At 41.4% G+C, this 16,975-nt stretch carries 22 protein-coding genes and 1 pseudogene; 4 read left to right on the top strand and 19 right to left on the bottom strand.

Going from position 1 to position 16,975, the window contains the following annotated elements:
- From GH808_RS14145 to GH808_RS14135, 3 genes are all read left to right on the top strand, one after another.
- A partial coding sequence (locus GH808_RS14145; RefSeq protein WP_207722349.1) for an RNA-guided endonuclease InsQ/TnpB family protein occupies positions 1–674 on the top strand: 674 nt, incomplete at its 5' end.
- Between the two features lie 163 nt (positions 675–837).
- Entirely contained in the window at positions 838–1,377 is a 540-nt protein-coding gene (locus GH808_RS15470) for a (Fe-S)-binding protein (RefSeq protein WP_186843438.1), read from the top strand.
- Positions 1,378–1,406: 29 nt separating this feature from the next.
- Positions 1,407–1,643 carry a hypothetical protein gene (locus GH808_RS14135; RefSeq protein WP_186843437.1) on the top strand — a complete coding sequence of 79 codons (237 nt, stop codon included), beginning with the start codon at positions 1,407–1,409 and terminating at the stop codon, positions 1,641–1,643.
- Between the two features lie 89 nt (positions 1,644–1,732).
- Here the strand turns inward: GH808_RS14135 and GH808_RS14130 are convergent, their stop codons facing one another.
- The 11 genes from GH808_RS14130 to GH808_RS14080 form a co-directional block, all read right to left on the bottom strand.
- Complete coding sequence (locus GH808_RS14130) at positions 1,733–2,473, bottom strand: sulfite exporter TauE/SafE family protein (RefSeq protein ID WP_186843436.1); 741 nt, start codon at positions 2,471–2,473, stop codon at positions 1,733–1,735.
- Positions 2,474–2,613: 140 nt separating this feature from the next.
- Complete coding sequence (locus tag GH808_RS14125; protein WP_186843435.1) at positions 2,614–3,630, bottom strand: radical SAM protein; 1,017 nt, start codon at positions 3,628–3,630, stop codon at positions 2,614–2,616.
- A gap of 70 nt (positions 3,631–3,700) precedes the next feature.
- The gene (gene arsD / locus GH808_RS14120) at positions 3,701–4,066 is read right to left on the bottom strand and encodes an arsenite efflux transporter metallochaperone ArsD (protein ID WP_186843434.1); all 366 of its coding nucleotides are present in this window, start codon (positions 4,064–4,066) and stop codon (positions 3,701–3,703) included.
- Between the two features lie 66 nt (positions 4,067–4,132).
- Positions 4,133–4,411: a hypothetical protein gene (locus GH808_RS14115; RefSeq protein WP_186843433.1), complete on the bottom strand. Its 279-nt coding sequence runs from the start codon at positions 4,409–4,411 to the stop codon at positions 4,133–4,135.
- A gap of 72 nt (positions 4,412–4,483) precedes the next feature.
- Positions 4,484–6,199, bottom strand: coding sequence for an arsenical pump-driving ATPase (gene arsA / locus GH808_RS14110; RefSeq protein WP_186843440.1), 1,716 nt, complete (start codon positions 6,197–6,199; stop codon positions 4,484–4,486).
- Between the two features lie 95 nt (positions 6,200–6,294).
- Complete coding sequence (gene lpdA, locus GH808_RS14105) at positions 6,295–7,680, bottom strand: dihydrolipoyl dehydrogenase (protein ID WP_186843432.1); 1,386 nt, start codon at positions 7,678–7,680, stop codon at positions 6,295–6,297.
- 145 nt (positions 7,681–7,825) lie between these two features.
- Complete coding sequence (locus GH808_RS14100) at positions 7,826–8,236, bottom strand: putative zinc-binding protein (protein WP_186843431.1); 411 nt, start codon at positions 8,234–8,236, stop codon at positions 7,826–7,828.
- 1 nt (position 8,237) lies between these two features.
- Entirely contained in the window at positions 8,238–8,639 is a 402-nt protein-coding gene (locus tag GH808_RS14095; protein ID WP_186843430.1) for a putative zinc-binding protein, read from the bottom strand.
- Complete coding sequence (gene gcvH, locus GH808_RS14090; RefSeq protein WP_186843429.1) at positions 8,632–9,480, bottom strand: glycine cleavage system protein GcvH; 849 nt, start codon at positions 9,478–9,480, stop codon at positions 8,632–8,634. Before gcvH ends, GH808_RS14095 begins: the two co-directional genes overlap by 8 nt.
- Positions 9,473–9,775, bottom strand: a complete 303-nt coding sequence (locus GH808_RS14085; protein WP_186843428.1) for a 4Fe-4S dicluster domain-containing protein — start codon at positions 9,773–9,775, stop codon at positions 9,473–9,475. The genes gcvH and GH808_RS14085 overlap by 8 nt, the downstream gene beginning before the upstream one ends.
- Before the next feature lie 2 nt (positions 9,776–9,777).
- The gene (locus tag GH808_RS14080; protein WP_186843427.1) at positions 9,778–10,149 is read right to left on the bottom strand and encodes a hypothetical protein; all 372 of its coding nucleotides are present in this window, start codon (positions 10,147–10,149) and stop codon (positions 9,778–9,780) included.
- 317 nt (positions 10,150–10,466) lie between these two features.
- On the opposite strand from GH808_RS14080, the gene GH808_RS14075 reads away from it, so the two are divergent.
- The gene (locus GH808_RS14075; protein ID WP_186843426.1) at positions 10,467–10,880 is read left to right on the top strand and encodes an arsenate reductase ArsC; all 414 of its coding nucleotides are present in this window, start codon (positions 10,467–10,469) and stop codon (positions 10,878–10,880) included.
- Between the two features lie 61 nt (positions 10,881–10,941).
- On the opposite strand, the gene GH808_RS14070 is transcribed toward GH808_RS14075, so the two are convergent.
- From GH808_RS14070 to GH808_RS14035, 8 genes and pseudogenes are all read right to left on the bottom strand, one after another.
- The gene (locus tag GH808_RS14070; protein ID WP_186843425.1) at positions 10,942–11,172 is read right to left on the bottom strand and encodes a thioredoxin family protein; all 231 of its coding nucleotides are present in this window, start codon (positions 11,170–11,172) and stop codon (positions 10,942–10,944) included.
- A gap of 27 nt (positions 11,173–11,199) precedes the next feature.
- Positions 11,200–12,072, bottom strand: a complete 873-nt coding sequence (locus GH808_RS14065; RefSeq protein WP_186843424.1) for a universal stress protein — start codon at positions 12,070–12,072, stop codon at positions 11,200–11,202.
- A 98-nt stretch (positions 12,073–12,170) separates the two neighbouring features.
- Positions 12,171–12,872: a cytochrome c biogenesis CcdA family protein gene (locus GH808_RS14060; RefSeq protein ID WP_186843423.1), complete on the bottom strand. Its 702-nt coding sequence runs from the start codon at positions 12,870–12,872 to the stop codon at positions 12,171–12,173.
- The gene (locus tag GH808_RS14055; protein ID WP_207722348.1) at positions 12,872–13,402 is read right to left on the bottom strand and encodes a thioredoxin family protein; all 531 of its coding nucleotides are present in this window, start codon (positions 13,400–13,402) and stop codon (positions 12,872–12,874) included. The genes GH808_RS14060 and GH808_RS14055 overlap by 1 nt, the downstream gene beginning before the upstream one ends.
- 17 nt (positions 13,403–13,419) lie before the next feature.
- Positions 13,420–13,959, bottom strand: a complete 540-nt coding sequence (locus tag GH808_RS14050; protein ID WP_186843422.1) for a permease — start codon at positions 13,957–13,959, stop codon at positions 13,420–13,422.
- Positions 13,956–14,437 (bottom strand): annotated as a pseudogene (locus tag GH808_RS14045) (permease). Before GH808_RS14045 ends, GH808_RS14050 begins: the two are co-directional and overlap by 4 nt.
- Positions 14,438–14,625: 188 nt before the next feature.
- Complete coding sequence (locus tag GH808_RS14040) at positions 14,626–15,792, bottom strand: MFS transporter (RefSeq protein WP_186843421.1); 1,167 nt, start codon at positions 15,790–15,792, stop codon at positions 14,626–14,628.
- Positions 15,793–15,872: 80 nt separating this feature from the next.
- Positions 15,873–16,877 (bottom strand): permease, encoded by a 1,005-nt coding sequence (locus GH808_RS14035; RefSeq protein ID WP_186843420.1) that lies wholly within the window; start codon positions 16,875–16,877, stop codon positions 15,873–15,875.
- Positions 16,878–16,975: the final 98 nt, after the last annotated feature.

The following is a 16,975-nucleotide window of genomic DNA, read 5'->3' as shown; positions in this document are numbered from 1 at the left end:
CCGGACGTTATTATGTCAGCGTGTTGGTCGATGAAGATTTTGAACAAAGCATGGGAGTTTTGCCTTATGGAATCGGAATTGATTTGGGAATTAAGGATTTTGCAATCATCAGCAATGGAGATGTTTACAAAAACATCAACAAATCACAAAAAATCAGACGATTAAATAAACGCCTCAAGCATGAGCAGAGATGTTTGAGTAGAAAATACGAAAATAAAAAGAGAAAGGGAGCTGCTGATTCTGCAAAAAATATAGAAAAACAAATATCAAAAATCCAGAAGCTTCATCAACGCCTTCAAAACGCACGTCAGGATTACGTTAATCAAATTGTGAGTGAACTTGTGAAAATCAAGCCAGTTTACATCACAGTTGAGGATCTTAACGTCAAAGGTATGATGAATAATAGACATTTATCAAAGGCAATAGCGCAACAGAATTTCTATTACTTCAAAATAAAACTTGAGTCAAAATGCAACATCCACGGGATTGAACTAAGAACCGTTTCAAGATGGTATCCATCAAGTAAGACGTGTTCAAGCTGTGGATGCATTAAAAGCGATCTTAAACTTTCAGACCGAGTTTACATTTGTCCTGATTGTGGTTTTGAAATAGACAGAGATTTAAACGCAGCAATTAATTTGAAAAATGCAATAGAATATACAATCGCTTCTTAATTGCATTGTATATGTGTACCGATGGCTAGTCGGGATTTTAAGACTGCGGAGTGTTATATCAAATGTTAGTAGTGTGACAAGTCACACAAGGACAGACACCGTGAAACAGTAAATTTCTGGATTTAGACACATTTGTCTATGTTTACAGTAGCAGAATAACTAAATGTATCTTGAATCAATCAACATTATCTTTATTAAGCCCTGTACGACTGGTGGCGGCCGTGTTAAATTCAAAGCTAAAATGAGTCGTGCGATTCCCGAACTAATGCCCTATCTCAATACAGAGATCAAAACAGGGCTTTATATTCCCTCGGCTGATACCTTTACTTATAAGATTGGCAGCCATATAATCAATATTAAAGACGACAAACTGACCTGCACGCAGTTAACAAATGAAGCTCAGTGTTATGAAATGACTGATCAACTCAAAGATGTCATCAACGACATCTGGAACCGCAAGGAATCCATCACGCCTTATCACGAGACCAGAGAACGTCCCAGCGCCATCCAGTTGTATAAACTTTTGCCTAAAAAAATCGGCTGCAAGGACTGCGGCCAGGCATCCTGTATGGCTTTCGCATCCAAGCTGATTTTGGGAACAGCACGATTAAACCAGTGTCCGCTCCTGAAAGAGGATGATTATTCGCCCAACTATCTGAGTCTGGAGTCTCATCTGCAACTGTTGGGTTACGAGACGGACTGATCGTTAGGTTAATTAAAGGAGATAAACCAGTGACACATTTTAATAAATTGAACGATGCTGAACTTTTAAGAAAATTTGAAATGATAAAAGAAGATCTGGAAGATGTTGAAAACGAAAAGAAATTTACCGCTAATCAATCCGGTGTTCATACTTCAGCCGGCAAGGTAATCGCGCAAATGGAAGAGTTTGAATCCGAAATTTCAGAACTTAAAGAACAGATTGCCCAGTGCAGTGAAGAAATAAAAAAACGCGGTCTGTCAAAATAATCATTATAACCTATTTTAATATAAAAAAGTCCGATCACCTCAAAATCAAAATGAGTTAATCGGACTTTTTTTAATTCAAATCAGTTTGTTCAGGCAATTAAAGTGAAAATTTTATAGAAAGTAACAATCAATATCATAATCGCAAACATCTGTTTCATTCGACCGCTTGGCATAAACAGACTGGTAATTCTAGCTCCCGCAAATGAACCAATTGCCCCGGCAATTAATAACGGTATCATCAGTGTTAAATCCCATTGTGCTGTTGCCAGATGTGGAATTAATGAAGAAAACGAAGGCGCGATGACTGCAAAGGCCGTTATTCCTGCAGCTTTTTTAGGTTCAAATCCGACAAGTATTAAAGTCGGCATTAAAATAAATCCAGGCCCTACTCCCAGAAAACCCGCCAGGACAGAAATCGGGATCGCAAGAATTAAAGCCAGTTTAAAATTTTCTTCCTGTCCTTCTGTATGCTTAACTGGTTTAAACAATCGATAAGCAAGAAAAAAGACGGCTCCAAAATATAAAAACCAGACATAAATCTGAGGAACATAGTGGACAAGCCAGGCTCCAACCGGTGCCGCTAGCGTTGCAACGATTGTCAGATAAATCGCTTTTTTCCAATCAACATAACCGCTTTTGGCAAAACCAAAAACAGCAAACAATGCAGTCACACCATTTAGCAGCAAACTAAGCGGTTGAACCTGATTGACCAAATCGGGTAAAAACAACCCCAAAAATGGGATCGCAGCGAATGCAACACCTAAACCCAACATTCCTGAAATAATTGAAAGTAGAAATAAGCCAATAACCATTATTACCAATTCATTCATTTTTCGCACCTCAATCATCATTTAATTATATAATTATATTAAGACACAAATTTCAGAATGTCAACCCCAAAAATAAAAACGTGCTGCAAAATATAGAATACTCCTATTCAACAGCACGTTTTTTTATTGTTCAAAACTTTTTATGGACAGCGCACAAAATTCCGGACCCATAAACAGTCTGCACAGGATGGGGTATTGAAATAACAGTCGTACTTGGTGTCTTCCACCAGACTGCACCCGCCCCGGAGATCACAGTCAATACAGGAGGGATATTGATTGTTGTACACTGTGTTCCAGAAGTTCTGATAGTCTTTCCCTTCAAGAATCTCTTTCAGGGATTTTTCTTTCACATTTCCAAAAGAATGTTTGAGCACTCTTTTTTTATCTCCGAAAACATATTCATCATAACTGTTTGCCAGACGATAGCAGGACATGACTTCACCTCTGGCATCAATATAAACATACCCCTTGTCAATAAAGGTACAGCGACGTTCGGTTTTCAATTCCATATCAGGAATATTTATTTTGATGTCACGATATGCAAATATTTTTTCCAAAAGAGCTTTTCCCTCTTCATTTTCATATCGGTTGTAAAAAATATCATCCGCATCTTTTTCATCAATCGGAAGAAGATGGGATAGAGACAACCGATGAAAACCATATTGACGCATCATATTCATGATGTCAAACAGGGCTTCTGAATTGCTCTTTGTGAGTACATAGGCAACGCCTACCTTTGGTGTGGATGAATGGGTTTGTTTATGATAATTTGAAATAATTTCAAAGGTTTTAATGAGTTGATCCTTCACCCCCTGGGTATCTTCATGATATTGATCTGCGGAAAAATAAACTTCCGTAAATTTTTCGCAGACCAACCTGGCGTTTTCTTCTGTCATGATTCCATTGCTGGTCATTAAAAGCTTGTACCCTTCAAATAACTCGACCGCTTCTTTAAAATGCGGATAGATTGTTGGTTCGCCAATCCCGCCAAAAAAGACTTCTTCAAGAGACGGGAACTCTTTTACCTGCTCCCGAATGGATTTCAGTAAATCCAGCTCCATATCGCCCTCAATGGTATCCCAGGTATGGCGAAAGCACATCTCACAATTCAGATTGCACCGATTGGTGAGTTCAATGTATAATCGTTTAAGCTCCATGTTATTCCTCGCTTTTATGAATAGTTCGGTTTTAATTTTTTACCACGTATTATGATCCGGATCATCCACATCACTTATTATCGATTATCGTTGCCATTTGTGCTTTGACAACCAGCTTGACTAATTCTTCTTCTGTCAATCCTGCCCAGGTTGCCAGTTCCGTGTTGGAAGGATAACCTTTAGTCTTTTTGACTTCTCCATCTACAAGGGTCACTGGCAATACATCCACCCCTTCGTTGGCAATCAGGTCATTGACGACCTTGCTTGCCACAAACGCCATGGGATCTTCAGAAAGGCCATGTCGCAGAATTTTTTTGCCCTCGCCCTCCAGCACATTTAACATCGCTGAAACGCGTAGCAACTCGGGATCGACACCTGGTCCACATACTCCTGTTGAACAGCACATAGCCGGATCAAATATTTCTACTTTACTCATTTTTTCTCCTTCTATAAAGACAAGCCTTCTTAATCTAATCAGATCAACCGCATAAAATCAGTTGAATTAACAACAACCCGATGACTGAGCTGAATCTTCAACAATCAGCTTGCCTTCATCATCTGTTTTTATCGTAACTGAATTCGTTTTGAGCACGGCCTCACCTTCCATCAATACATTAATGCCATTGACGACAACTGGTTGATCGTCTGCTTTTTTATTTACAAATGTAAAATAAAGGGATGTTCCGCAACAACCCTGTTGCAGGGATGCCTGGAGTGAATCTTGACCGTTTTCTTTCAACATTTCTGTTAATAACACTTTTGCTTCATCTGTAATAATCATTTTGTTTCTCCTCATCTATTTTTTATTTTTAAATTAACTAACTTGGTTTTCTGTCTGCTGATACTGACACGATTATTTTTTCCAGGGAATAACCACATAGTTTCCTTTAGTATTTTCGGCTATCTGTTTAATCCATTTTTCTTCATTGTTGGCCCGGGCTCTCAAAAAAGGATCCTTAGTATCGGTGGCCAGCAAGCTGGCATTCATCACCCACCATTTATTTAAAATACCGGCACGTTTTAAATCTGTTTCCAATCGGAGGGCTTCAAATACTGGTGTTGCTTCCGGCAGCGCTACAATTACAACTTCGGTTTCGGCCTGATTTTGCAACCGTGGCAATAGATTGACGACTGAATCCGGAATATCCGCATTGGAATGCTGCATTTCTTTCGCATAACTTTCTGTGGAATTTAAAAGTAACAGGGTATGTCCGGTTGGCGCGGTATCAATCACAACCACCCCATCTTCGGCTTTTTCCACCTGTTCTGCAAAGGCTCTGAATACGGCAATTTCCTGGGTACAAGGGGATTCCAGATCTTCAATAATATAGTCAATGTCATCCTGACTCATGTTTGCCGCTTTGGCTTTTCCGATGACTTCATCACGATATTTTTGCAGTTCTTCGGCTTCATCAATGTTACTGACAATGATGTTCTCACCGCCCATGGTTGACGCGCTCATATGACCGGCTGGATCGGTGGTGGTCAGATAAACTTTCTTTCCCATTTTTGAAAGGCCCAGAGCAATCGCTGCGGCAACGGTGGTTTTTCCAACGCCACCTTTACCCATGGTGAAAACAACTTTTTTGTTTGTGTTGTACAGATCTTTGACCAGTTTTTCCAAACCTGGCAAGTCACTCATTTTCCGGAATTCTTCGACTTCAATCACATCATCTTCAGTAAATAATCGGCGAATATTGTCAACTCCGGCAACGTTATAGGCGCGCAGTGGCAGGGTATAGATATCAAGCGTTTTTAAACTGTTGGGAATTTTGTTGACAGCATCTTTCTGTTTGCCGTAGAAAGCCGTTGCAATTTCGTCTGTTTTGTCAAAATTCTCAAGGACGCCATTGATAATCAGAATTTGATTGTCAACGCCAATTTCTTTTAATTCCCTGGAAGCTCTGGCTGCTTCTGCCAGTGGTGATGACTCCGGTCGCGAAACCAGAATCAGAGTGGTCATATTTCCATCAGCTAAGGTTCTGACCGCTTTTTCATACATTTTCTTTTGTTCAGTTAAACCGGACAACTGCCCCAGGCAGGAAGCACCATGGGTGCTTTCATCGATGAAGCTGTCCCAGGCTGACGGCAATTGGAGCATTCTGAGGGTATGACCAGTAGGGGCGGTGTCAAAGATAATGTAATCATATTCTTTGCTCATTTTTTCATCAGTGATGAATCGGGAAAATTCATTGAACGCAGCAATCTCAACCGTACAGGAACCAGCCAGCTGCTCTTCCATACTGGCAATCGCCACTTCTGGCAGTTTTCCCCGGTACGGGCCGACTACCGATTCTTTATATTCTTCTGCTGCCTGAATGGGATCCAGGTTGGCAACCATTAAATTGGGAACGTTTTTAATGGGTACGCCTTGTCCGGTTAATTCGGTTTCAAACACATCCTGTAAATTTGAAGCTGGATCGGTGCTGACAAGAAATACTTTTTTCCCCTTATCAGCAAGACTCACTGCTGTCGCACAGGCAGTAGAGGTTTTACCCACGCCGCCTTTGCCGGTATAAAACAAATATTTGGTTAAATTAACATGATCGGGTGTAAAATTTTTATACATCATGATCCTTCTTTCTTATATGATTCTAAATTCATATGTCTTTATAATCATATGATATATCTTTCATATGAGTATGTCAAGTGTTTTTTATTGTTTTATATGCGTAATGAAACTTTATTTATTGATTTCCCATGAACATCATGAAGTGCTTCCATGATGGCTTCAGACAGGGTTGGGTGTGGGTGGATCACATCCCCCAGCACTTCTGCCGTTAACCCAAGGTGGACTGCCATGGTTAACTCTGCCAAAAGATCGGTCGCTTCAGGCCCGACAATCGAAGCACCGATCACCACATCTTTTTCATCAACAATAATTTTGACCTGGCCCTGGATTTTATCGATAATTTTAGCTTTTCCAAGTGCTCTAAAATCAAAACTACCTGTTTTATAAGGAATTCCCTTTTTTTGCACATCTTTCTCGGTTAACCCTACAGCTGCAACCTGTGGGTCGGTATACACACATCTGGGTATCGCTTTATGAACACCGGTTTTATTTTTCCCCAGCATATTTTCTGCGGCGATAATACCTTCTTTCGATGCAACATGGGCCAGAAATGGGGTGTTAATAAGATCCCCGACGGCATAAATCCCTTTGACACTGGTCTCCAGTGACTCATCGACTTCAATATGCCCCTGGGGATCAACTTTAATTCCTAATGCTTCCAGGTTAAGCCCTTTTGAAAAGCTGGCTCGCCCGATTGAAAGCAGCACCATTTCCGCTTCTAAAGTTTTGCCATCGGTCAGTGTCACTACGACCCCAGAATCCTGAACCTCAACTTCAGCAACGCCATTTGATGTCAATACTTTTATTTTTTCCCGTTTAAATTGTCGCAATAGTTGTTTCGCTACACTCTCGTCCTCGGTGCTTAAAATCTGGTCAGCCATTTCTACAATCGTGACCTTCGTCCCCATCCGACTAAAAAATTGCCCCAGTTCACAGCCGATAACGCCGCCGCCAACAATAATCATCGATTTTGGCGGCGTTTTTAATGCCAGTGCCTCGGTGCTGGTAATCACTTTCTTGCCATCATAATGAAACATTTCCGGACAAACGGGAACTGAGCCGGTCGCCAGTAATATTTTATCGCTGACCAGTGTTTCAACTCCGCCATCATTGCGCTTCACTTCAACCGTTTTTGAATCAATCAATTTGCCAATCCCGTGAACCAGATTAACTCGGTTCGATTCGAACAGAAATTCGATTCCCTTAACTAAACCAGCTACCACCTTATCTTTTCGTTCAACAATTTGCTTTAGATCTGCGGTCGTATGATCGTTAAAGACCCCAAACTTTTCGGCTTCCAATGAGGTTGTCAAAACATCTGCCGAAGCCAGCAAAGCCTTAGTGGGAATACAGCCGATGTTAAGACAGGTTCCGCCAACCTCATTTTTTTCAACAACGGTTACTTCTGCGCCTAATTTAGCTGCCATAATGGCGGCCTCATAGCCCCCCGGGCCCGCACCGATAATGGTTATTTTCATTTTATATTTCTCCTTCTCTGGTCAGCCTCACTTTTGAGCTGCATTGACAAAAGCGGTAAATGAAAATATTAATCCCCCAGCATCGCTGGGGGATTAGTATTTCATATAATAGGTTATAGTCCTAGCACTCAATCAGGCTCTTCTATTAAACTGATTTCGCAACGATCTCATCAAATATCTGAGAGGTTTTATCCGCTGCTTGCTTCACATATTCCATGTGTTCATCGGTGAGATTTCGGGTGGACAGCGGCTTTTCAAGGGCTTTGGCTTCGCCAATGATCTCAGCGACGTCAACACTGCCGGCTACCGCATTGCTGTATTTTTCAATGGCCCGCTTGGCACAGCATTTGGAACAGCCGTCGACAGCAATGGTCGGGTATTTTTCGGCAAATTCCCGTTCCCCGCCGTCACCGGCAATAAATAGCGGCAGACACAGTGTCGATACCATTCCGGGTTTCAGTTCTTCCATCATTTTTCGCACCGCCAGCCGGGAAATCGTGCCGCCCAGGCACTCTTCGCCGCTGCAAGAAATAACGCCAATTTTATTTTCGATCATATCAGTTCTCCCCTTTCTTGATTTCTTTGACATCTTCGACCAGGATTTCAGCCAGTTCTTCGGCATATTTCCAGCCATCTTCAGTCAGATAGGTTCCGGTTCCATGTTCTTCTCCACGATGGGCTTTCATGAAATCTGGCACCTTATGGCTTTTAACAACGATCCCACCGGTTTCTTCCACACTTTTCTTTGCACAGCATTTTGCACAACCATCCATCGTGATGCAGGTTTCGCCTTTAATCTTTCCCACCACTTCATCATCACCGGTGACGACATGTGCCAGACAAAGTGTTTCGGTATCATTCGGACATTTCTCCTGAGTTACCATCAACACCGACTCACGGGCCAATAGGCCAAATACTTTTCCAATCCCACTGCAGGGTATTACTTTAATCTTAGACATCGATTTCTGCTACCTTTCGTTGTAAAAATTCAAAATAGGCCGGACAATCGTGAAGGAGATCCTGATCTTCTGCAAAATCAGTGAGCTGTACTTCTACCAGCCAGCCCTTTTCGTAGGGACTTTCATTAACCAGCTCCGGTGCATCATTAAGCCCCGTATTGACGGCAACCACAGTGCCCGATGCTGGTGCAATAATTTCAAATACCGCTTTGCCGGATTCGATGCTGCCTAAATCGTCAAACTGTTCAAACTCCTGTCCGATTTCCGGCGGGTCCACATAGAGAATATCCGACAGATTCTGTTGTACATAATCGCTGACACCGACTCGGGCTATATTTCCTGATACCGTCACCCAACAGTCATTTTCGTTGAAATAATAATTGGCTTTTGGCACCTTGAAAATAAATTTGCCGTGGGAAAAGGTATTATAATCGATCGATTCCGGCTCGATGAATTCCGATGCTGCCTGATCGGCCGCTGAACTGTTTATTTTTTCCAGCACTGCGGAAACCACAGTTTGGGTTTGCTCATCTTCCCGGATTTCAACCCCCAGCTTGATATTTAGAGCCTTGGCCACCTCGCTGACATTGACTTTTTCTTTGATGGCAATCTCCAAATCCCCAGCCAGTTTACTGGCACAGCGGGTATTACAGCCGTCGATCACGGTTAAGTCGCCTGCTTCCAGGTCTTTCTCGTAGCGGCTTCTGTTCTGATTTAATAAAACCGGACAGATCAACGCCACTTCTTCTGATTGGGCCAGCTGCAGAGCAACCCGTCTTGACAGATCCCCGGCGCATTTATCCAGACCATTGCAGGGTAATACACAAATCGATTTACTCATTGGTGGATGCCTCTTTTTCTGCCTTGCGGATGGCTTTTATCATCTTGGTGGTTTTTGCTTTGTCCGGAAACGTAATTGCATCCGGTCCACAGGTTTTACTGCAGGCCCGGCAGAAAACAACACAATTATTGGGGTTTTTAACTTTTAGTTTTGGTTTGGCATTTTCATCCACTTCAAAAACCTGATGGGGACAAAATTTAACACATTCCATACAATCATTGCATTTTGTAAAATCAATTCTTGGCGACCAGTCAATCCGATCCCGCTCCACTCCCATAAAAGTTGATTCACTCATGACTATACCTCGTATCCCATTTCTTCCAGTTTCTTTTCCACCACTTCAAATGCCTGTTCGTTGGTCATATCCCGGATATCCAGCATTACTGCATCTTCTTCAATATTAAGTCCTGCTTCTTTAAAGGCCTCTTTAAACATCTTACGCTGCATATTGGGAGCACAGGCGCCAATGATCACTTTTCGATGTGCTTTTAAGAAATCCGCTAAAAAACGATCCCCGTCTTCCTCGCAAAGCTGAGGATGAATGAAGGCATATTCAACCGGCAATTCGACTCGCACCTGGTTAATGAAATCCCAAATATCCATCGCTTGAAAACCCGGACATTTTCCGGTACAAACACACATAATAAACCCTGGTAATTCTTGACTCATCTCTTCCACCTCATTTTATAATATAATTATTTCCTTATGAATAATGTCATTATACGCCTCTCATTTATGGGTGTCAAGAGTAAAGATATATTTGCATTTTTATAAGCAATTGCTTATAATGTTATTGAATCTTATCCCATCATACGGCTTGTTTGTGCTCAATTATCTGGACGATATTGATGAAGAAATCGAACATGTCCAGAATGCCCTTGATAAAATCATTGCAAGCTATCAATAATTCTCCCGCGATCAGAATCTATTTCAGACAGCACTGATAAACTCGCCCATTTAAAATTTTAAAATTTCAGGAGGAAAAAATGAGCAAACCAAAAGTCGCCTTTATTTGTGTCCATAATTCATGCCGGAGCCAGATCGCCGAAGCGCTGGGCAAAAAATTTGCCGGTGATGTTTTTGAAAGCTATTCTGCCGGCACCGAAACCAAACCGCAAATCAACCAGGATGCCGTGCGGCTAATGAAACAACGTTACGGAATCGACATGGAAGCCACCCAGCATTCCAAACTGCTGAGTGATCTTCCGCCGATTGACATTGTCATCAAAATGGGCTGCAACGTGGTCTGTCCCTACCTGCCCAGCCGTTATTCCGAAGATTGGGGACTGGATGATCCCACCGGAAAGAACGACGAAGAATTTATGGCGATTATCAACCAGATTGAAGTCAATGTAAAAAAGCTGGTTGAAACCATCAAAAGCACGAACCTCAACCTTTAATAATACCCAATAAGAACGACCGGCTGGATCTTTTCGATCCAGCCGGTCGTTCTTATTTTGATTATTGCAGGTATTTTTTCAAATCCTTAACCGATGGTATCTTGCCTGAAAACTTGACCTTTTCATCTACCACCAATGCCGGTGTTGACATAATCCCATAGGCCATGATTTCTTCCATACTTTCGACTTTTTCAATCGTGGCTTCGATCCCCAGCTCCTGCAGCGCTTCTTTTGTGTTCGCTTCCAACTTTTTGCAATTCTTACATCCAGGTCCTAAAACTTTAACAATCATATCATTTCTCCTTCAAACTATTTTATACTATTCCCGATTAGCCGGAATTAACAGTATCGATGCTGATGAATGTCTAGCCACCTGGTGGCTGACACTGCCTAAAAAAACCTCATTTAAAAAGCCCCGCCCTTGTGAGCCCATAACCAACAGCGAAACATTCTTATCTTTGGCCATTCTGATGATCTCTCCCGAAGGCGAACCGATTGGTAGTTGCACATCCACTTCCACATTTCCCATTGTTTGCAGTTCCACTTTCATCGCCTGAAGTCTCGTGTTATCAAGCATTTTGAAATCTTCGAGACTTTCTTTAAGATAAGTGTCAACAACAGCCTTATCAATCACATGGATTAGCGTAACCCTCTTCACCCCATCCACCACCATTTTTTTGACAACCTCAAAGGCTTTTTTTGCATTATCAGAAAAATCGGTAGGAAACAGGATATGTTCAATCAGATTACAGTCTTTTATCAATTTTAAACGCGCCTCCGGTTCGTTGACGATCCGGATCAAAAGCACCGGTTTCTGGGCATGAAGAATCACTTCATGGGCAGTACCACCAAAGAAAACTTCCCCGACCATGGAGTGTTCTGGCGCCCCCACGACCATCATCGAATAATCTTCTTCAACGGCAATACGGTTAATTTCGTTTTTAATATAACCGGTCGCCACCCGGGTGTTGACCGTATACCCCATTTTCTCCAGTAGTGCTTTCTGCTGACTAAGATTTTCTTCAATAATTGCCGTATAAAACGACGAAATCTTTGCATCCAGGTCATGGGGATCCAAGCATTGGACCAACAGACATTCTTTGACGCCCAAGCCTTTCATTCTTTCCAGACAATGAAGCATACTAAAAGCAGCTGGCGACATTTCTGATGCGATCACAATTCGACTGAACATTATGATACCTCCTTTGTAAATCAGTAAATACATTACTTTTTAACTACCCGTTCTACCGGGATTTTAACCTGCTACTACGCAATCAAGAAAGACTTATGCTAAAAACCCAGATAAAACATATAAAATGCCAGTATAAGAATTACTGCACCCATAATGATTTTCAAAACGGTGCTGGCCTTTCCATATTGATCGCTGGCCGAAAGTTTTTGGATAAAACCGATGGAGGTTCCCGCGGCTAAAACCAGAATACTGTGACCGAGCGAATAAAGCAGCAAAAGCAGGATGCCCCAGATCAGATTACCCTGGTTTGCAACCATCGCTAATAATACAATCAGCACCGGTGTTGCACAGGGTGATGAAAAAAGACCGCCCAGGATACCGGCCAGAAATGCCCCGATATAACCCCGTTTGGTGCTTTTGCTTAAGGCGTTAGTGGCCGGAATAAAATTAAAAACTTCCCAGGTTTGCAATGCCATCAACACCATCAGAGTACCCAGCAGAATATACCACCAGGTTCCGGTTCCCTGCATTAATTGACCCAGTAGCGACGCCAAAACCCCCAAAGACGTAAAGGTGACCGCCATACCCAGCGAAAAGACCAGTGAGAGTTTAAAGGCTTTTTTTGTTTCTCTCTGGGCGGTTCCCCCCACATAACCAATCACCAGCGGCACACTGGATAACGAACATGGGGTAAACGCCGTAAGCACACCTGCAATAAGGGCAAACAGCGGTGCCAGCCAGATATTTGCCGCAATCAGAACGGATAGACCTGCCAGCCACTCATTAATGAGGACTTCCACTATTGAACCCCCATAGCTTTAAAAATCTTCAGAAAATTTTCTTTGGTTAATCCACCTTCATGGGTGGTGAATGCTAACTCACCGTTTTCTGTTGCTGCAAACTGGTTCATTTGAAAATCAGCGGGGTTTTCCGGATTAAAAGGCTTGCCATCTGCTCCAATGAATATTTGAGTTGGTATCAGACTGATGGGATAACCTTGTGCCAATTCCTGATATTTCCAGACATCCACAAACTTGATGATGACCTTTCCCTGATATTCTTCATTTAATTCTGCCAGAACCGGTGCCATCTGTTTGCAGGGGATACAGGAATCTGCTCCAAAATCGATAACAATCGGCAGTCCATAGGATTTGAGTTGATCAAGATCCAATTCATCTGTTACATGGAGTGCAAAATCCGGATTATTACTACTCACCTGCTCAGTATCAGAAACTTGAGCATTTTTTAATAACCATACCCCACCAATAACACACACAATAACAATCGGTATCAGGATTTTTAGCCATTTGCTTTTATTCATATTCGACATAACTTTCCCCCTTTTTATTAATCATCAAAATGTTCCGCATTTTCGTATAACTTCTTAACTTCATCGTCGGTCATCACAGCCGACAGGATGAAAGCAATAATAATAATTCCTGGTATATCAATAAGTAATCTGGTCACTGCAAATATCGTACCCATTGAGGCAACCTCAAAAAGAAACATCGGTATTTTGGTAGTTGACCATGCTCCAATAAAGATCATGATGTTACTGAATTTAACACCCTTTTTCATAAATACGGCGGCAATTGGAAAGGCACCATACAGTGGACCGGCAGCAGCAGACCCGATAAAGATGGCTAAAATAATTCCTTTTAAACCGGAGCCTTCTCCCATATATTTGATCATGGTTTCCCGGGGAACCCAAATATCCAGGAGACCCAAAAGTACAAAAATGGGTGGAATGACAAGAATCATTTCTTTTAACGAATAGCCGGTAACACTAAATGCTTTCACACCAAGTTCAACGTTAACGATGGTCAAAATTAACATGGCTCCCAAGACAATTAAAAATACTCTGTAGCGTTTTAACAATTTTTTCATAAACTCATCACCATCCCGATTACAAATGCAACAACAAAGGAAAACAGAAATGCCAACACATTCCGTATGATTGTCAGTTTTTTACCAAAATATTTAATTTCTACCGGCATAGTTACGATCCCCACCATCATCAGTGCTGAAATAAAGGCGCCAATTTGCATATAACCAGCCCCTCCATCCAAAAGCAATGCCGTCATTGGAAAGGCAACAAATCCGGGAATCAAAGTAATTGAGCCAATAACTGCTGCGAGGATTACCCCAAACCAACCGGATTTATCACCGATAATACTTGAGATCATCTCTGGATTCATAATGGCCAGTAATAAGCCAACCAGTAAGATCACCACCAGAAATTCAGGCATGATATTTTCAAACGCTTTCCAGGCTTTTTTTAAGGCCATTTTTGTTTTTTCTTATCTTTGTAAAAGGATACAATTAATAATATCCCAGTGACTGCATATAATGCGATATCCAAAATCACTACCTACTTTCTAATTAATTCAGTCTTTTTCTATTATTCAAACTTTAAACAGCTGTTTATCACAACACTTATCAACTTCCGCCTGTAAAGTAACATGATAAATACCTTCTTTTTCCTTAAGCATATGCTCAATTTCTTCAGTAATGCGACATACCTCAGATAATGGCATATCTTTCATTTCGATATTACTGAATACTTGTGTTAAAGGCTTTTTTTACCAATAAAGCACAAGTTATTACCATTACAAGCCCCAATCCATAAATTATAAATAAATTTCCATAGCTGGATGCTGCAACAATTTTTCCACCAATCGCCGTTCCAATCCCACCACCGGTCATAAAGAAAAAGGCGACGAGTGCAGTTGCATAGCTTCTTTCTTTTGCGGCAAATTCAGTAGCTAGGGTGAGGAAGGTTGAATGTGCCATCATAAAACCAAAACCCATTAGACCAATAGCAATGATTACCGCTGGTAAAAAACCGCCTAGTGTAACCAGCACAATATTTGCGATGCATGCAAAACTAAGCCCCAGAACAACTGTTTTTTTGCGACCTATCTTTGCCGCTATCTTTCCTGATTTTCTGCCGGCAATCAAGGCCATGATTCCAAATGCGGTCATCACCATACCAATCGCAAAATTATTAATCTCAAATACCTGTTTTATAAAACCACCAAGGAATGAAAATGAACCGATCAGGAACAATCCTTCAAAAATAACTAATGCGTAGATGATCGCACTGGAAGGATTTTTCAATATATTGATATAAGGTGCCACTACTTTACTATTTTTATTCTTTGTTGATGGAATATTTTTACCAATTGTAAATAATAGAATGGATGAGAGCACTGCGAGAGCTGCATAAACTCCAAATACACCACGCCAATTCAAGAAATACGCAATGGAACCACCAATTGCCATACTGAGACCCTGCCCTAAGAAAGATATTCCCATAAATGAACCAATGGCCGCTTGTCTTTCTTCAACTGGAAACACATCTCCGATTAATGCAATTGAAATTGGCATGATTGCTGCCGCAAACATTCCAGTTATCGCCCGATACGCAGCCAGATCTGGTATTGCCACAGCAAAAGCGCACATCGCTGTGGCAATCGTAAACATCGAAATAGCAAACGTAATGACCTGTCGTTTACCAAAGCGTTCGGCAAGGTATCCATATAATAATTGGAACAAACCGAACGGCAACATATAAGCTGTTATGACGATTGCCGCTGAAGCGATGTCAACATTTAAATTCTGGGCGATTGAAGGTAGAATCGGTGATACCACCCAGTTATCAGCCATTGTTACAAAACCTGCAAACCCAAGAATGGGTATAATTTTTTTTCTGTCCATAAAATTTTCTCCTTGCGCGATGTTTTTTGTCATGTATTACAGTTAGTAAACGTCTTTTATTTAAGCCCAAATACTTATCATTACATCAGTAAGTATCCAAAGGCATTGAAACCATAACCAATAATCAAGATGCCTGTGACAACGATAAAAAAGAATACTGCCAGCAGTTTTGTTTTAATAACTCTTTTTAGCATAATTAATGAAGGTAGCGATAATGCCGTAACTGCCATCATAAATGATAAGACGGTGCCCAGTCCTGCGCCTTTCGAAACCAATGCTTCAGCAATGGGAAGGGTGCCGAATATATCAGCATACATGGGGATGCCGACTATTGTTGCAATCAGAACAGAATACCACTTATCCTGACCAAGCACCATTGAGATTATACTTTCTGGTATCCAATTATGGATAACTGCCCCAATCCCTACCCCAATCAGGATATACAACCACACTTTTCTGACAATCTCCAAAACCTGATCTTTCGCAAAGCCGATGCGATCACGAATGGTCAAGGTTTCCTGATCCATTTCTACGATCTTGTTGTTGTAAACAAAGGGTTCCACGTAATCTTCAAGCTTTGCTTTCCCGATGATTGTCCCACCAATAACAGCCAGAGTCAGACCCACAATGACATAAGCAATGGCGATTTGCCAGTTGAAAATACTGGCGAGCAAAATGACCGAAGCCAGATCAACCAGGGGTGATGAAATCAGAAATGAAAAGGTAACACCGATGGGTAAACCCGCACTGGTAAATCCGATAAAAAGCGGGATCGATGAGCAGGAACAAAAAGGGGTGATGGTTCCCAGCAAAGCCCCCAGTATATTCGCTGAAATCCCCTTGAAACCGCCCAGTATTTTGCGGGTTCGTTCCGGTGGAAAAAAGCTTTGAATGTACGAAATAATAAAAATCAGGACAGACAGAAGGATGAATATTTTAATGACATCATAAACAAAAAACTGAATACTCCCTCCCAGTCGATCCTGGGTGTTCAGCCCAAATACATTTTGAACCAGCTGCGTGACTAAATAGCTGAGCCATTCCATTTTCAGCAACTGATCATTTAACCATTCAAATACAAACATGCGATCATCTCCTAACTATGTAACAAAATTTTAAAATTTTACTTTGAGATCAATTTATATAAGCGTTTGATTATATAAGTATATGCTTATATTAAACC

The sequence above is a fragment of the Acetobacterium fimetarium genome, from assembly GCF_014284475.1.
Classification (GTDB): Bacteria; Bacillota; Clostridia; order Eubacteriales; family Eubacteriaceae; genus Acetobacterium; species Acetobacterium fimetarium.
This window is presented reverse-complemented; position numbering and strand designations above follow the sequence as displayed.

Bases quoted from the DNA above. Each gene is read 5' to 3' on its own strand.
- GH808_RS14050 (WP_186843422.1), bottom strand. From the start codon at position 13,959: ATGAAAAAATTGTTAAAACGCTACAGAGTATTTTTAATTGTCTTGGGA.
- lpdA (WP_186843432.1), bottom strand. From the start codon at position 7,680: ATGAAAATAACCATTATCGGTGCGGGCCCGGGGGGCTATGAGGCCGCC.
- GH808_RS14115 (WP_186843433.1), bottom strand. From the start codon at position 4,411: ATGATTATTACAGATGAAGCAAAAGTGTTATTAACAGAAATGTTGAAA.
- GH808_RS14040 (WP_186843421.1), bottom strand. From the start codon at position 15,792: ATGGACAGAAAAAAAATTATACCCATTCTTGGGTTTGCAGGTTTTGTA.
- GH808_RS14100 (WP_186843431.1), bottom strand. From the start codon at position 8,236: ATGATCGAAAATAAAATTGGCGTTATTTCTTGCAGCGGCGAAGAGTGC.
- arsA (WP_186843440.1), bottom strand. From the start codon at position 6,199: ATGTATAAAAATTTTACACCCGATCATGTTAATTTAACCAAATATTTG.
- GH808_RS14035 (WP_186843420.1), bottom strand. From the start codon at position 16,877: ATGTTTGTATTTGAATGGTTAAATGATCAGTTGCTGAAAATGGAATGG.
- GH808_RS14070 (WP_186843425.1), bottom strand. From the start codon at position 11,172: ATGATTGTTAAAGTTTTAGGACCTGGATGTAAGAATTGCAAAAAGTTG.
- GH808_RS14125 (WP_186843435.1), bottom strand. From the start codon at position 3,630: ATGGAGCTTAAACGATTATACATTGAACTCACCAATCGGTGCAATCTG.
- arsD (WP_186843434.1), bottom strand. From the start codon at position 4,066: ATGAGTAAAGTAGAAATATTTGATCCGGCTATGTGCTGTTCAACAGGA.
- GH808_RS15470 (WP_186843438.1), top strand. From the start codon at position 838: ATGTATCTTGAATCAATCAACATTATCTTTATTAAGCCCTGTACGACT.
- GH808_RS14085 (WP_186843428.1), bottom strand. From the start codon at position 9,775: ATGAGTGAATCAACTTTTATGGGAGTGGAGCGGGATCGGATTGACTGG.
- GH808_RS14130 (WP_186843436.1), bottom strand. From the start codon at position 2,473: ATGAATGAATTGGTAATAATGGTTATTGGCTTATTTCTACTTTCAATT.
- GH808_RS14080 (WP_186843427.1), bottom strand. From the start codon at position 10,149: ATGAGTCAAGAATTACCAGGGTTTATTATGTGTGTTTGTACCGGAAAA.
- GH808_RS14055 (WP_207722348.1), bottom strand. From the start codon at position 13,402: ATGTCGAATATGAATAAAAGCAAATGGCTAAAAATCCTGATACCGATT.
- gcvH (WP_186843429.1), bottom strand. From the start codon at position 9,480: ATGAGTAAATCGATTTGTGTATTACCCTGCAATGGTCTGGATAAATGC.
- GH808_RS14065 (WP_186843424.1), bottom strand. From the start codon at position 12,072: ATGTTCAGTCGAATTGTGATCGCATCAGAAATGTCGCCAGCTGCTTTT.
- GH808_RS14075 (WP_186843426.1), top strand. From the start codon at position 10,467: ATGAGCAAACCAAAAGTCGCCTTTATTTGTGTCCATAATTCATGCCGG.
- GH808_RS14095 (WP_186843430.1), bottom strand. From the start codon at position 8,639: ATGTCTAAGATTAAAGTAATACCCTGCAGTGGGATTGGAAAAGTATTT.